A 14,132-nucleotide genomic window follows, 5' to 3' on the forward strand; every position below is an offset into this window, starting at 1 on the left:
GAAATTATAAACCTTTAGTAAGTTTTTCGACAATTTTATTCTCTGATAAAAATTCTTTTAAAATCACTTTTATAGCTGTGTAAGCAGGAACGGCAACTACCAACCCAATGACACCAAAAAGGATACCTGTTATTAAAATAATTAAAAATATTTCAAGCGGATGCGATTTAACACTTTTTGAAAAAATAACAGGTTGACTCCCAAAATTATCAATTAATTGTCCAATAATAAACACCATAAATACCCAAAATGTTTTTGGTAAAATAATATCACTAAAGGATGCTCCTAAGTTACTTGTCATCGTTAAAGTTAGCATTAAAAAGGCGCCAATTAAAGGACCAACGTATGGAATTAAGTTAAGTAAAGCACATAAAAAAGCAATGACAATAGCGTTTTCAACACCTATAATTAAAAGCCCAATAGTGTAGATGATGAATAAAATTAATATTTGAAAAATTAAGCCAACAAAGTATCTAGATAATAAGTCTTTAATTTTTGTTGAAGACGTTTTTAAACGCGATTCTTTATTTTCTGGAATGAAAGTAAGGATGCCATTCTCAAAAAGTTTGCTATCCTTTAAAAAGAAAAAAGAGATGAAAAGTACCGAAAATAAACCAATACTAAAACTCCCTAAACCGCTGATGATTGCATTGAAAAAGTTTGGAATCAGTGTGTAATCAATTTTTGAAAGTAAATTTGAGTTTTTAAAAGACTCTTCAACATCTATTTGGTGTAAATCAAAATAGGTGATAATTTCAAGGTATAAATTTTCAATATTACTTTGTAACTCATTAATATTTAACAGGGATAAATTCTGACCTTGTTTAATAATTAATGGTATAAATAAGCCTACTAAACCTGCAAATATGCCTAATAACAAAACCATTGTAACGATTACAGCTATGGTGTTTTTAAACTTTAATTTACGTTCTAGAAATAAAACAACAGGTCTACCTATTAATGATATAACTGCTGCTATGGCTATAAAAGCAATAACAGATTGTATTTGATATAAAAAATACATTAATAAAGCAACGCTTAAGATAATTGCAACTGCTCTTATAATACCGTTGGAAATCGTTTTGGAATTCATTTAGTAAATATAATAAACAGTTTATAAAAGTTGCTTAGTCATTTCATATAAAGCAATATTGGTTGCTTGCACCACATTCATACTGCTATTTTGACCAAACATATCAATATGTATTATCGCATCAGAATTTTTCAAAATAGCGTCTGAAACTCCAAAGTTTTCATCGCCAATTATTAATGCAATGGGTTTTTCTTTAGTAAATCTAAACGAATGAACTGGTTTACTACTAGCGGTAATTTCTAATGAAATAATTTGATATCCAGTATTTTTTAAAGTTTCGATACTATTTAAAGCCGAATCGCAAATTTCAAAATCAACCACTTTCTCAGTAGCTCTCGATGTTTTAGTTATTTTTCTACCTAAAGAAACATTACCACAAAGTATTAGTTTTTCAACTCCAAAAGCATCACAAATTCTAAATAAACTCCCAATATTTGGTGCGTTAGTTACATTATTACATATAAGTGTTATCGGAAATATTTGTTTTTTAAAGTTGGTATTGTAATGGGTTAGTTGCAATAGGTTTTATTTTTTAATCGTTGATTTATTTAAAGGCTATAAATTAAAGAATGAATCATTTTCACTATAATATCCATAAAACAAAAGAAGTAATTAAAATAAAAATAAAAATTTTCAGAATTACAGTTAGTATTTGTTTTATTGAAGAATCATTATTAGAGGCACTTTCAAAAATGATATCAACAATGGATATTAATAGTTCTTTCAAATTTATTGGTGTTTAAGTGACAATTAATTTTCGAAAGCATATTTTACAATATTAGCACCCATTTTAAGAGCTTTTTCTCTCACATTGGCGGGATCGTTATGAACCTCTGGATCTTCCCAACCATCGCCTAAATCACTTTCGTAAGTAAATAAAAGAATCAGCCTATCATCTTGAAAAAGCCCAAATGCTTGTGGACGTTTTCCATCATGCTCATGTATTTTAGGTAACCCATCTGGAAAATTAAAAGCTGAAGTAAAAATAGGATGGTTTGATGGAAGTTCTATGAAATCTTTATCAGGAAATACTTTTTTGAGTTCTTTAGTAATATAGGGTTGCATCCCATAATTATCGTCAATATGAAGAAATCCACCAGATATTAAATAATTACGTAAGTTTTCAGCGTCTGAATCACTAAAAAAAACATTACCATGCCCAGTCATGTGAAGCATTGGGAATTGAAAAATATCAGGGCTACCAACTTCAACCATTTCTGGTTTTGGGTTTATTTGAGTCTTTATATTTTTATTACAAAATGCAATTAGGTTTGGTAAAGCAGTTGGATTTCCATACCAATCGCCACCACCCTTATACTTTAAAATAGCTAAATCTTGAGAAAACGAGCTAATGGTTAAAAGTGAAAATATAAAAGTAAAAAATAATTTCATACTAAGTTATTCGTTTACAAAAGCTACTGAATGACAAGCCACTATAGCCGCAGTTTCAGTACGTAATCTGGTTTCTCCCAAAGTTACAGGAATAAAATTATTTTTAATAGCCATTTCAATTTCTTTAACAGAAAAATCACCTTCAGGTCCAATTAAAATGGTAATATCTGTTTTTGGTTTAATCCGGGATTTTAAAGATTTTTTATTGGTTTCTTCACAATGGGCGATAAATAAATTGCCCTTAAAATCTTGCTTTATATAATCTTGAAACATTACAGCTTCATTCAATTTAGGTAAATAGCATTGTAAAGATTGTTTCATTGCGGATTGTAAAATTCTATCAAAACGATCAGCCTTAATAATTTTACGTTCGCTATGATCGCAAATTATTGGTGTAATGCTATCCAAACCAATTTCGGTAGCTTTTTCTAAAAACCACTCATAACGATCATTCATTTTTGTTGGAGCAACGGCTAAATGTAAATTGTATGCGTGTTTGTTTTGAAGTTTTTTAGAAACAATTTCAGCAGTACATTTATTAATATTTGGCATTGAAATTTTCGCATTAAACCACCAACCATTACCGTTAGTAATATGTAATTCATCACCAACTGATTTACGTAAAACTTTTACAATATGCCTACTTTCTTCTTTATCAAAAGAAAATTGAGTGGTGTTTTCAGTTATTTCAGAATTATAAAAAAGTTGCATCCGTTATATTTTTAATCTCGCTGAAGCTGCAATATTTTGTTCAGCGAAATCATTTTCTAAAAATTTTAAATAACCTACAATAGCTATCATAGCAGCGTTATCGGTTGTAAATTCAAATTTAGGAATATAGGTTGTCCAGCCAAATTTTTGTTCGCCATCTTTTAAGGCTTGACGGATTCCAGAATTTGCTGAAACGCCTCCGCCAATAGCAATATGTTTAATTCCTGTTTGTTTACTTGCAATTTTTAATTTATCAATCAAAATACCAATAATAGTGTATTGTATGGAAGCACAAACATCATTTAAGTTTTCTTCAATAAAATTTAAATTTGCCTTTGTTTCCTTTTGAATAAAATACAGAATAGCTGTTTTTAAACCAGAAAAACTAAAGTTTAAACCATCCACTTTAGGCTTCGTAAACAAAAAAGCTTTTGGATTTCCTAGTTTAGCACGTTTATCAATTTCTGGTCCAGCAGGATAGCCTAATCCTAAAATTTTACCACTTTTATCAAAAGCTTCACCAACAGCATCATCAATGGTTTCGCCTATAACTGTCATGTCAAAATAATTATTAACTCTAACAATTTGGGTATGTCCTCCAGAAATTGTCATTGCTAAAAAAGGAAAAGGAGGTTTTTTAAACCCATCTTCTTCAATAAAATGAGCTAAAATATGGCCTTGCATATGGTTTACATCTATTAAAGGAATATTTAAACCATAAGCCAAAGATTTTGCAAATGATGTACCCACCAACAAACTTCCCATTAAACCAGGACCTCTAGTAAACGCAATGGCACTAATTTTATCTTTGGTAATATTAGCTTTTTTTAATGCTTGATGAACCACCGGAACAATGTTTTGTTGATGCGCTCTGGAGGCTAATTCAGGAACAACACCACCATATTCTTCATGTATTTTTTGGCTAGCCACAACATTACTTAAAATACGTCCGTTGTGCATTATTGAAGCAGCAGTATCATCACACGAGGACTCAATTCCGAGAATATAAATATTTTGTGAAGACATTAGTGAATTTTAGGCACAATAATTGTTAATTTTGAAAACAAATAAACATCTGTAAACATGATTTAATCGTAAATGCAAATGTAGTTTATTCTCAATAAAGTCATAACTTTAAGCGTATCAAAAAGTTTTTTAAAATACTATATAAAATAGTGGGTATTTTACTCATGTTATTCATCATTTTGGTGTTGATACTTTCTATTCCTTTTGTTCAAACGAGTATTGGAAAACGCGTTACAAAATTAATTAATGACGATTTTAAAACAAACATTAACATAAACAAGGTTAGTTTGCAATTTAATGGTGATGTGGAGCTTAAAGACATTTATATTGAAGACTATAAGAAGGACACACTTATTAGTATCAAAGAGTTAAATACTTCTATCATAAGCATACCTAACATCATTAAAGGTAGTCTTAATTTTGGAGATGTAGATATAGATAATCTTCTTTTTAACGTAAAAACTTATAGTGGAGAAACAGAAACAAATTTAGATGTTTTTGTGAATAAGTTTGAAGATGATAATCCTAGGACCGAGAAAAGTAGTTTTCTTTTATCATCAAGTGATGTTTCAATATATAATAGTGTTTTTAGACTTTCTGATGAGAACCGTGAAATAACAAAAGTTTTAGAATTAGAAGATTTAAATATTAATGCAACCAATTTTTTAATCAACGGGAGTGATGTTAGTTCCAGAATTAATACGTTAAATTTTGTTGATAGTAGAGGTGTTGAGGTTAAAAATATGATGACTGATTTTGCTTATACCCTTACTGATATGGTTTTTGAAAATCTTCAAATAAAAACACCAAACTCGGTTTTGAATGGCGATTTAAAGTTTTCGTATGTTAGAGAAGACTTGCAATATTTTACAGATAAAGTTAAAATAACAGCTAGTTTTAATGATTCGCAAGTGTTTTTAAATGAACTTAATAGATTTTACAATGAATTTGGTATTAATCAAACAGCCTTGTTTAGTGTAGATTTATCAGGTACATTAAACGATTTGAGAACAAATAATTTAATATTAAATACCAGTACAAAAACTCAGATTTATGGAGATATAAATTTTAAAAACCTCTTTAATAAAGAAGAGAATAATTTTTATATGAATGCTAATTTTACAAATTTGACATCAACATATAATGATTTAAAAGCCTTACTACCAAATGTTCTGGGAGAAGCTATCCCAACCTCTTTTGATAGGCTAGGTAAATTTACAATCATAGGTAACTCTCAAGTAACCGCTTCTTCAGTAATAGCTAATATTGAAATTGATACCAACTTAGGGTTTTTAGATGCCAACTTAGAAATTAATAAAATTAATGATATAGATAATGCTTCTTACAATGGTAATTTAGCTTTTGAAAATTTTGATTTCGGAACTTTTTTAAACGATGCCAATGTAGGAATAGGCTCTCTAAATTTTGATGTAAACGGAAAAGGTTTTGTTTCTGAAACATTAAGTACTCAAGTAAAAGGAGAGGTTTTTGAAATTGAATATAACGATTACAATTACCGTGGCACCAAAGTAGCTGGGACCATAAAAAATCGAATTTTTGATGGTAATTTAATTGTAAACGATCCAAATCTTCAACTAAATTTTAATGGTTTAGTAGATTTTTCAGAGACTATTAAAAAATATGATTTTGAAGCTGTAGTTGATTATGCTAATTTGAATTCGCTAAACTTTATTAAAAAAGATAGTATTTCTATTTTTTCAAGTAAAGTTAAAATGAATATGAATAGTAGTAATTTTGATGATGCTTATGGTAAAATAGCATTTCAAAAAACAGTTTATAAAAATGAAAATGACACCTATAATTTTGATGAATTTTATGTATCATCAAGATTTGATGAAGATAATATTAGGTTTATAGAAATTAATTCTCCAGATATCATGGAAGGAGAATTAAAAGGACGGTTTCTCTTTAAAGATATAAAAAAATTATTCGAAAATTCTATAGGTTACATATATACCAATTATATTCCTTATAAGCTAAAAGAAAATCAAAGCATCGATTTTAACTTTAAAATTTATAACAAAATTGTTGAAGTTTTTTATCCCGATATCGAGCTTGGAAAAAACACCTTTATTCGAGGAAGAGTTGAAAGTGAAGAAGAACGTTTTAAACTCACTTTCCGATCACCAAAAATAAAACTTTTAGATTATTTCGCTGAACGAATTGAACTTCAGGTTGATAATAGTAATCCAGTTTTTAATACATATGTTGAAATTGATAGTTTAAATACAAAATATTATAACATTTCTAAATTCAACTTAATTAATGTGACTGTCAATGACACCCTATTTATGCGATCTGAGTTTAATGGTGGTAAGCGAAACAACGATATTTTTAATTTAAGTTTTTATCATACGATAAATGAAGAAAATGAATCTGTGATAGGATTTAAACAATCCGATATTACCATAAAAAATAATAAATGGCATATTAATGAATCTAAAGATAAGTTTCATAAAATTTCATTTGATAAAAAACTTACAAAGTTTAATATTGATAAATTTAGAATCAACCATAATAATGAGGAAATTAGGCTATCAGGCTTTTTAAAAGACTCAACACAAAAAGACCTCAAGATCAATTTTAAAAATGTAGATTTAGCTAAAATAACTCCTGATATAGATAGTCTATCATTAGCAGGTAATGTAAATGGTAAGCTAGAAATTTTCCAGAATAACGGTAGTTATTTGCCAAATTCAACAATAGTCGTAGATGGTTTTAAAGTAAACGATTTTTTATTAGGCTCATTTGATGCAACCATAACTGGAAACGAATCGCTTACAAATTATATAATAGATGCTACCATAAAGGATGATGCTTCAAAATCATTTTCTGCAAAAGGGGATATTTTTGTTTCTGGAAAAAAGTCAACAATTGATGTTTTATTAGATTTTAATAATTTTAATTTATATCCTTTAAACCCATTACTAGACGGCGTTTTAAGTAATATAAGAGGCAATGTAACTGGAGATGTTAAGGTAGTTGGTAATTTACAACTTCCAGATATTAATGGAAATTTGCGACTTAATAATTCAGGTTTGGGGATACCTTACTTGAATGTAGATTATAGTTTCAATAATAATGCATCTGTAACATTAAAAAACCAAACCTTTACTTTTAACAATATTAAGTTAACTGATACAAAGTACAATTCAAAAGGAGCTTTAAATGGAACATTAAGTCATGTTAATTTTTCAAAATGGAGTTTAGGTTTAGAAATATCAGCAGATAGGTTATTGATTTTAGATACCAAAGAAACTGAAGAGTCTTTATATTATGGCACAGGATTTATTGGTGGTAAGGCTAGTTTATCTGGACCAACAGAGCAATTAGTAATTAGTGTTGTTGGTGAAACTCAACGAGGTACAGTGTTTAAAATTCCTTTAAATGATGCAGAATCATTTGGAGATAATTCATATATACATTTTCTTACCAAACAAGAAAAGGAAGCTAGAAAATATGGAAAAGAAATTGTTTTTAATGAAATTGAAGGGCTTGAATTAGATTTTGAATTAGATGTAACTGAAGATGCCGAGGTTGAAATTATAATTGACAAAAATACAGGTCATTCATTAAGAGGAAGAGGTCGAGGTGGATTATTGGTAGAAATTAATACGAATGGAAAGTTTGATATGTGGGGAGATTTCTCGGTATTTGAAGGGGTTTATAATTTTGCATACGGCGGGATTATTCAAAAAGAATTTGTTGTTGAACCTGGTGGAACGATTGCTTGGGATGGTGAACCATTAGAAGCTGAGATAAATATGTTAGCTATATATAAAACACAAGCTAATCCGTCACCATTGCTAGATAATCCAATAAATAGAAGTATTCCTGTAGAATTAAAAATTGCTTTAACTGGCGATTTGGAACAACCCAATCCTGAATTTACTTTTGAATTTCCTAATGTAAGTTCAAACATCAAATCTGAGCTTCAGTATCGTTTGGAGTCTAACGAAGACAAACAAAATCAAGCATTATATTTAATATCAACTGGCTCATTTTCTAGAGGTTTAAACGAGGTTAATTTTTCAGGAACTATAGCTGAAAGGCTTAACGGTATTTTAAATGGTATTTTTAATAGTGGAGATAGTAAACTAAACATAGGTTTAAATTATGAAGCAGGACAAAATAGGCCAGATTATCAAACAGATGATAGGTTTGGTGTTACACTTCAAACTCAAATAAGTGATCGTGTGCTAATAAACGGTAAGGTTGGTGTGCCTGTTGGAGGTGCAAGCCAAACAGTAGTTGCTGGTGATGTTGAAGTTAGTTTTTTATTAAATGAAGAAGGAACACTTACCATAAAAGTATTTAATAGAGAAAATAGTATTCAAAATTTTGGAGAGCAAATAGGTTATACACAAGGAATTGGACTTTCATATAATGTAGATTTTGAGACGTTTAAAGAACTGCTTCAAAAGCTTTTTAAAAAACCGGAAAAGCAAAATGATTTAATTGAGGACCAAGATCAAGTTGAACAAAAAAATGCTTTACCGGATTATATTTCTATCAAATCTTCATCAAAAAACAATTGAAACTAAGCTTAATATTTTAATTTATTAACTTTTTAAACGAACTAAAACGTTGTAGTTTTAAAACTTATATAATATTAATGCAAAGCTATAGATATATGCTTTTTGTTTATTAATTTTACATTATAAATAAGATGATTTAATGCCAAAAACAATAAAAAAACTAGCTGTTTTAACTTCTGGTGGAGATTCACCAGGAATGAATGCTGCCATTCGTTCAGTTGTTAGAGCAAGTGCTTACCATAATATAGAATGTGTTGGAGTATATCGTGGTTATGAAGGATTAATTGAAGGAGATTTTAAAGAAATGAACGCGAGAAGTGTAAGGGGAATTATTAATAAAGGAGGCACTATTCTAAAATCTGCTAGATCTAAGGAGTTTAGAACAAAAGAAGGCAGACAGAAAGCTTTTGATAACATGGTTGAAGCTAATATTGATGCTTTAGTAGTTATAGGAGGAGATGGGTCTTTTACCGGTGCACTTATTTTTAATCAAGAATTTGACTTTCCTGTGATGGGAATACCCGGAACCATTGATAACGACATTGTAGGAACAACCCACACTTTAGGTTTTGATACCGCATTGAATACCGTTGTTGATGCTATTGATAAAATTCGAGATACTGCAAGTTCACATAATAGGTTATTTTTTGTTGAAGTAATGGGTCGCGATGTTGGTCATATTGCTTTAAATGCAGGAATTGCTGGTGGAGCCGAAGAGATTTTAATCCCAGAAGAAAATTTAGGTTTAGAACGATTAGTAGATTCTTTAAATAGAAGTAGAAAATCGGGGAAAACATCAAGTATTGTAATTGTAGCTGAAGGTGATAAAATTGGGAAAAATATTTTTCAGTTAAAAGATTACGTTGATGAAAATATGGAAGGTTATGATGTACGAGTATCTGTTTTAGGACATATGCAACGTGGAGGCTCACCATCGTGTTTTGATCGTGTTCTGGCAAGTAGAATGGGAGTAAAGGCAGTTGAGTCTTTGCTTGAGGGAAAAACCAATTACATGGTAGGATTGCTTAATAGTAAAATGGAATTAACACCTTTAGAGAAGGCTATTAAAGGAAAAACAAAAATAAATTTAGAATTATTGCGTGTCTCAGATATTATGAGCACTTAACATTTATAGGTAAAAATTATGTCAAAATTAAAATTAGGAATTAACGGATTTGGTAGAATAGGTAGAATTGCTTTTAGAGTAGCGGCTTCAAGACCAGATATTGAAATAGTAGGAATAAACGATTTATTAGACGTTGAGCATTTAGCGTATTTATTAAAGTACGATTCAGTTCACGGTCGTTTCAATGGAACAGTAGACGTTAAAAACGGAAACTTAGTAGTAAATGGTAATGAAATTAGAATTACTGCAGAACGTAACCCAGAAGATTTAAAATGGGATGCCGTTAGTGCAGAAGTTGTTTTAGATTGTACAGGTATTTTTACAACTTTAGAAGGTGCTCAAAAACACATCACTGCAGGTGCTAAAAAAGTAGCTATTTCTGCACCTTCGGCAGATGCTCCAATGTTTGTAATGGGTGTAAATCACACTAAAATTACAGCTAATGATACAATTGTATCAAATGCTTCATGTACAACAAACTGTTTAGCGCCTTTAGCTAAAGTTATTAATGATAACTTTGGAATTGTTGAAGGTTTAATGACAACTGTTCACGCTACTACAGCTACTCAACTAACAGTTGATGGTCCTTCTAGAAAAGACTGGAGAGGAGGAAGAAGTGCTTTAGCTAATATCATACCTTCATCAACTGGAGCTGCAAAAGCAGTTGGTAAAGTAATTCCTGAATTAAATGGAAAATTAACTGGTATGGCATTTAGAGTACCTACTCCAGATGTATCGGTTGTAGATTTAACAGTTAGAATAGAAAAATCGGCATCTTGGGATGAAGTTAAAGCTGCTTTAAAGAAAGCTTCTGAAAACGAATTAAAAGGAATTTTAGGATATACAGAAGAAGCAGTTGTTTCTCAAGATTTTGTTTCAGAATCAATGACCAGTATTTTTGATGCAGATGCAAGTATTGCTTTAAACGATAATTTCCTTAAATTAGTTTCTTGGTACGATAACGAGTTTGGTTATTCAACTAAATTAATTGATCTCGCACAACACATTAGTAAAATATAATTTTATAAAATATATTAGTATTAACGACTCCACAGAAGTATTGTAATTTAAAAGAGTCTGTGGAGTTTTTTATTTAAATAAAACTCATGATTTTAATTGTTGATAGTGGTTCTACAAAATCAGATTGGATAGCAGTAGATAATAATGGGAAACAACTTTTTGAGAAATTAAGAACTAAAGGTTTGAATCCAGAAATTTTAGACGAAAAAAAGTTAAAAAAAATAATTAAAAAAAATGAGATTTTAAACACCAATAAAGATAACGCTACACATGTTTTCTTTTATGGGGCTGGTTGTGGCACTGAACGCGGTAAAGAAATGGTTAACAGTGTTTTAAGTGAGATATTTGTTAATGCCATAGTAACCGTTGAAGAAGACACCATGGCTGCAGTCTATGGTACTATCAATAATATAGAAGAAGCTGCAGTTGTTTGTATTTTAGGAACAGGTTCCAACTGTAGTTATTATGATGGTAAAAAATTACATCAGCGTGTACAATCTTTAGGCTATATTTTAATGGATGACGCTTCAGGTAACTATTATGGTAAGCAATTAATTAGAGATTATTATTTTAACCAAATGCCCGAAAATATAAAAGTAGCTTTTGGAAGTAAATATAACATGGAAGCTGATTATGTTAAATATAACATTTATAAGCAACCTAATCCTAACGCTTATTTAGCTAATTTTGCTGAGTTTATGTTTTTAAATAAAGACTCTCAATACATTTTAGATTTGATAAAAAATGGTATTCGTGAGTTTACAAAAAACATGATTTTACAATATAAAGAAGAAATAAAAGCAGTTCCCGTTCATTTTGCTGGTTCTATCGCTTATTTTTCTCAAGATCAAATTAAAGAAGTTGCACAAGAAATGGGTTTTGTTGTTGGTAATGTAGAACGCAGGCCTATTGAAGGTTTGGTAGCATTTCATACAAAAGGATTATAGCACTTTTCTTGTCCTGAAGTATGGATATAGGTTATAATTAAATTTACACTGTTTTTAAATGTATCATATTTCGTGTTTTATATTCTAAAGATAAATGTAATCTTATTTCGTTGTAAAAATTAATTTTATTTTTTGTTCTCTTTTGGCGTGAGCCACATCATTAAAGTTTTGGTTTATATAAAATTCATCTTTTAAGATACCGTTTATACGTTCAGCCATGGCATTTTAGTATCAATGATTTTCTTAAGTCATACTAATGTCTATCTTATTTCTTTTAAGTATTTCTGTGTATTGGTTGCTAAAATACTGTATACCTCTGTCTGAATGATGAATAAACTGTTCAATCTCTTTTTGAAGTGCTTTAATTATAGATATTTTGTCTTTAGTTTCCACTTTTATTCTGGTGTTCATTAAGTCTTTAAGATTGTACTTTTTAATCCACTCGTTTACGGTTGTAAGTACCATAGAGAAGAGTTTACCTAGTTCACTATTTGTGTATTTTCCGGTTGTAAGTTTGGTTAAAATTTTTAATTTGAAAGGTTCGCTTTAACGTCAAATTATTTTGTCATTTTTATACATAATGTTTAAAATTATGTAGCCTTTATTCAAGACGGGTCAGAATGCTGTACAACGTCTCGGCTATGAGTAGTTGCATGTTTTAGTACTTAATTTTGTAAGTACACACCAATTTGGAAATTCTGCAGGAATTTCAAAATTGGGCGAGGATAAGCAATTACTTATAGCCATTGTTATATGCTCTTTTTATTTTTCATTTTTATATACAACGCCATCCTTCATAACAAACTTTACGCTTTCTAAAGTTTTAATATCATTAATAGGGTTAGAATTAACAGCAATAATATCAGCGAGTAAGCCCACTTTTAATTCCCCTCTATCAGAAAGGCCCAGCATATTTGCAGCATTTATAGTGGCTGTTTTTATAGCTTCTATCGAACTCATTCCGCAGGCTATCAAAGCTGAAAATTCAATTGCATTTTGGCCATGTGGAATAATCGGTGTATCTGTGCCAAATGCTATTTTTACATCTGATTTTATGGCTTTTCTTAGGTTATCTTTGGCGAGTGGTAAAACGTATTTGCTTTGCCAGCCATAACAGGATGCATTTTATCAACCATTTCATTTACTACATTCGAAAGTCCAGTCGTAGGAACTAAATACACTCCTTTTTCTTTCATTAAGCGGATGCCTTCATCATCTAATAAAGAACCATGCTCAATAGAATAGACACCAGCGTTAATAGCCGCAATGATGCCTTCGGTTCCATGGGCATGGGCAGCTACTTTAATATGATGTCGTGTAGCTTCTTCCACTATAGCTTTCATTTCTTCGTTACTCAATTGTTGTGCTCCAACAGCATCTTCCATGGAAAGTACTCCTGCTGTGGCGTGTATTTTTATGAATTTTGCACCGTGCTTGATTTGATACCTAACCGCCTCGATAGCATCATATTTACCATTGACAATTCCGTCTTTTGGTCCTAAATGAATGAGTCCTTCGGCTAAGCCTAAAGAAGCGTCTCCGTGTCCGCCACTTATAGTGATCATATGTCCTGATGCTATGATTCTTGGGGCTATAATCAAGCCTTTGTCAGAAGCTTCTGCAACTGCCACATCAATAAGCTCTGGCGTAATGTGTAATTGTCCAATACTTCTAACAGTGGTAAAACCAGCTAATAATGTTTTTTCAGCATTAACAATTGCCCTTATCGTGCCCTGGCTTGCACTTTCTTTATAGAGATAGTCCCAGTTGCCTTCAAAGTCTGCATCCAAATGAACATGCATATCCATTAAACCAGGTAAAAGTAATTTCCCCTTCAGATCAATTATTTCTGTCTCTTCAGGTAGCGCCTTTGGATTAATCGACTTTATCAATCCGTCTTCGATGAGTAGATTTGCGGGAGTGATTAATTTTCCAGTTCTAACATCTAGGTATGAATCTGCTTTGAGCAATTTGGATTGTGCTCGAACTGAAATAGCAGTTATTAAAAGCAGTATTAATAATAAGAAACGTTTCATATAAAATAGTTTAAATCGTGTAGTCATTATTCAGAATGGGTCATTATTGCATATAACGGTTAGTATATCAAAAGTAGGCGATTACTAAGCACGAAAATTTCGGTTAAGCACAAATTTTTATAAGAGGTAAAAGCCTTGATTTTACTATTGTTTCGCCTATTTTTTATATTGTTGGCAGTAGTTTTATTTCTTTTTACTATTTAATTTGGGTGTTACATCTTT

13 protein-coding genes are annotated in these 14,132 nt (G+C 30.5%); 5 read left to right on the forward strand and 8 right to left on the reverse strand.

The annotated features are described in order from the left end of the window. Nucleotides 1–4 precede the first annotated feature (4 nt). Nucleotides 5–1,093 carry an AI-2E family transporter gene (locus tag AC1XJX_RS12655; protein WP_482004353.1) on the reverse strand — a complete coding sequence of 363 codons (1,089 nt, stop codon included), beginning with the start codon at nucleotides 1,091–1,093 and terminating at the stop codon, nucleotides 5–7. A gap of 21 nt (nucleotides 1,094–1,114) precedes the next feature. Further along, the gene (locus AC1XJX_RS12660; RefSeq protein ID WP_482004354.1) at nucleotides 1,115–1,612 is read right to left on the reverse strand and encodes a TrmH family RNA methyltransferase; all 498 of its coding nucleotides are present in this window, start codon (nucleotides 1,610–1,612) and stop codon (nucleotides 1,115–1,117) included. Nucleotides 1,613–1,662: 50 nt separating this feature from the next. On the opposite strand from AC1XJX_RS12660, the gene AC1XJX_RS12665 reads away from it, so the two are divergent. Next, complete coding sequence (locus tag AC1XJX_RS12665; protein ID WP_482004355.1) at nucleotides 1,663–1,836, forward strand: hypothetical protein; 174 nt, start codon at nucleotides 1,663–1,665, stop codon at nucleotides 1,834–1,836. 7 nt (nucleotides 1,837–1,843) lie between these two features. Here AC1XJX_RS12665 and AC1XJX_RS12670 read toward each other — a convergent pair whose 3' ends face one another. Genes AC1XJX_RS12670 through tsaD form a run of 3 tightly spaced genes read right to left on the reverse strand, consistent with a single transcriptional unit; the run spans nucleotide 1,844 to nucleotide 4,222 of the window. Further along, the gene (locus tag AC1XJX_RS12670; protein WP_482004356.1) at nucleotides 1,844–2,485 is read right to left on the reverse strand and encodes a DUF4159 domain-containing protein; all 642 of its coding nucleotides are present in this window, start codon (nucleotides 2,483–2,485) and stop codon (nucleotides 1,844–1,846) included. Between the two features lie 6 nt (nucleotides 2,486–2,491). Beyond that, nucleotides 2,492–3,196, reverse strand: a complete 705-nt coding sequence (locus tag AC1XJX_RS12675; RefSeq protein ID WP_482004357.1) for a 16S rRNA (uracil(1498)-N(3))-methyltransferase — start codon at nucleotides 3,194–3,196, stop codon at nucleotides 2,492–2,494. A 3-nt stretch (nucleotides 3,197–3,199) separates the two neighbouring features. Then, nucleotides 3,200–4,222 (reverse strand): tRNA (adenosine(37)-N6)-threonylcarbamoyltransferase complex transferase subunit TsaD, encoded by a 1,023-nt coding sequence (gene tsaD, locus AC1XJX_RS12680; RefSeq protein ID WP_482004358.1) that lies wholly within the window; start codon nucleotides 4,220–4,222, stop codon nucleotides 3,200–3,202. A 149-nt stretch (nucleotides 4,223–4,371) separates the two neighbouring features. Between tsaD and AC1XJX_RS12685 the strand changes: the two genes are divergently transcribed. From AC1XJX_RS12685 to AC1XJX_RS12700, 4 genes are all read left to right on the forward strand, one after another. Continuing rightward, nucleotides 4,372–8,781: a translocation/assembly module TamB domain-containing protein gene (locus tag AC1XJX_RS12685; protein WP_482004359.1), complete on the forward strand. Its 4,410-nt coding sequence runs from the start codon at nucleotides 4,372–4,374 to the stop codon at nucleotides 8,779–8,781. A 139-nt stretch (nucleotides 8,782–8,920) separates the two neighbouring features. Further along, nucleotides 8,921–9,907, forward strand: a complete 987-nt coding sequence (gene pfkA, locus AC1XJX_RS12690; protein WP_482004360.1) for a 6-phosphofructokinase — start codon at nucleotides 8,921–8,923, stop codon at nucleotides 9,905–9,907. An 18-nt stretch (nucleotides 9,908–9,925) separates the two neighbouring features. Continuing rightward, on the forward strand, nucleotides 9,926–10,927 hold the full coding sequence (gap, locus tag AC1XJX_RS12695; RefSeq protein ID WP_482004361.1) for a type I glyceraldehyde-3-phosphate dehydrogenase: 1,002 nt from the start codon (nucleotides 9,926–9,928) through the stop codon (nucleotides 10,925–10,927). Between the two features lie 86 nt (nucleotides 10,928–11,013). After that, nucleotides 11,014–11,874: an N-acetylglucosamine kinase gene (locus AC1XJX_RS12700; protein WP_482004362.1), complete on the forward strand. Its 861-nt coding sequence runs from the start codon at nucleotides 11,014–11,016 to the stop codon at nucleotides 11,872–11,874. Between the two features lie 243 nt (nucleotides 11,875–12,117). On the opposite strand, the gene AC1XJX_RS12705 is transcribed toward AC1XJX_RS12700, so the two are convergent. The 3 genes from AC1XJX_RS12705 to AC1XJX_RS12715 form a co-directional block, all read right to left on the reverse strand. Next, nucleotides 12,118–12,339: a hypothetical protein gene (locus tag AC1XJX_RS12705; RefSeq protein WP_482004363.1), complete on the reverse strand. Its 222-nt coding sequence runs from the start codon at nucleotides 12,337–12,339 to the stop codon at nucleotides 12,118–12,120. Nucleotides 12,340–12,636: 297 nt separating this feature from the next. Then, on the reverse strand, nucleotides 12,637–12,930 hold the full coding sequence (locus AC1XJX_RS12710; protein ID WP_482004365.1) for an amidohydrolase family protein: 294 nt from the start codon (nucleotides 12,928–12,930) through the stop codon (nucleotides 12,637–12,639). Nucleotides 12,931–12,938: 8 nt separating this feature from the next. Next, on the reverse strand, nucleotides 12,939–13,937 hold the full coding sequence (locus AC1XJX_RS12715; protein WP_482004364.1) for an amidohydrolase family protein: 999 nt from the start codon (nucleotides 13,935–13,937) through the stop codon (nucleotides 12,939–12,941). Nucleotides 13,938–14,132 lie beyond the last annotated feature (195 nt).

Source organism: Flaviramulus sp. (genome assembly GCF_982512915.1).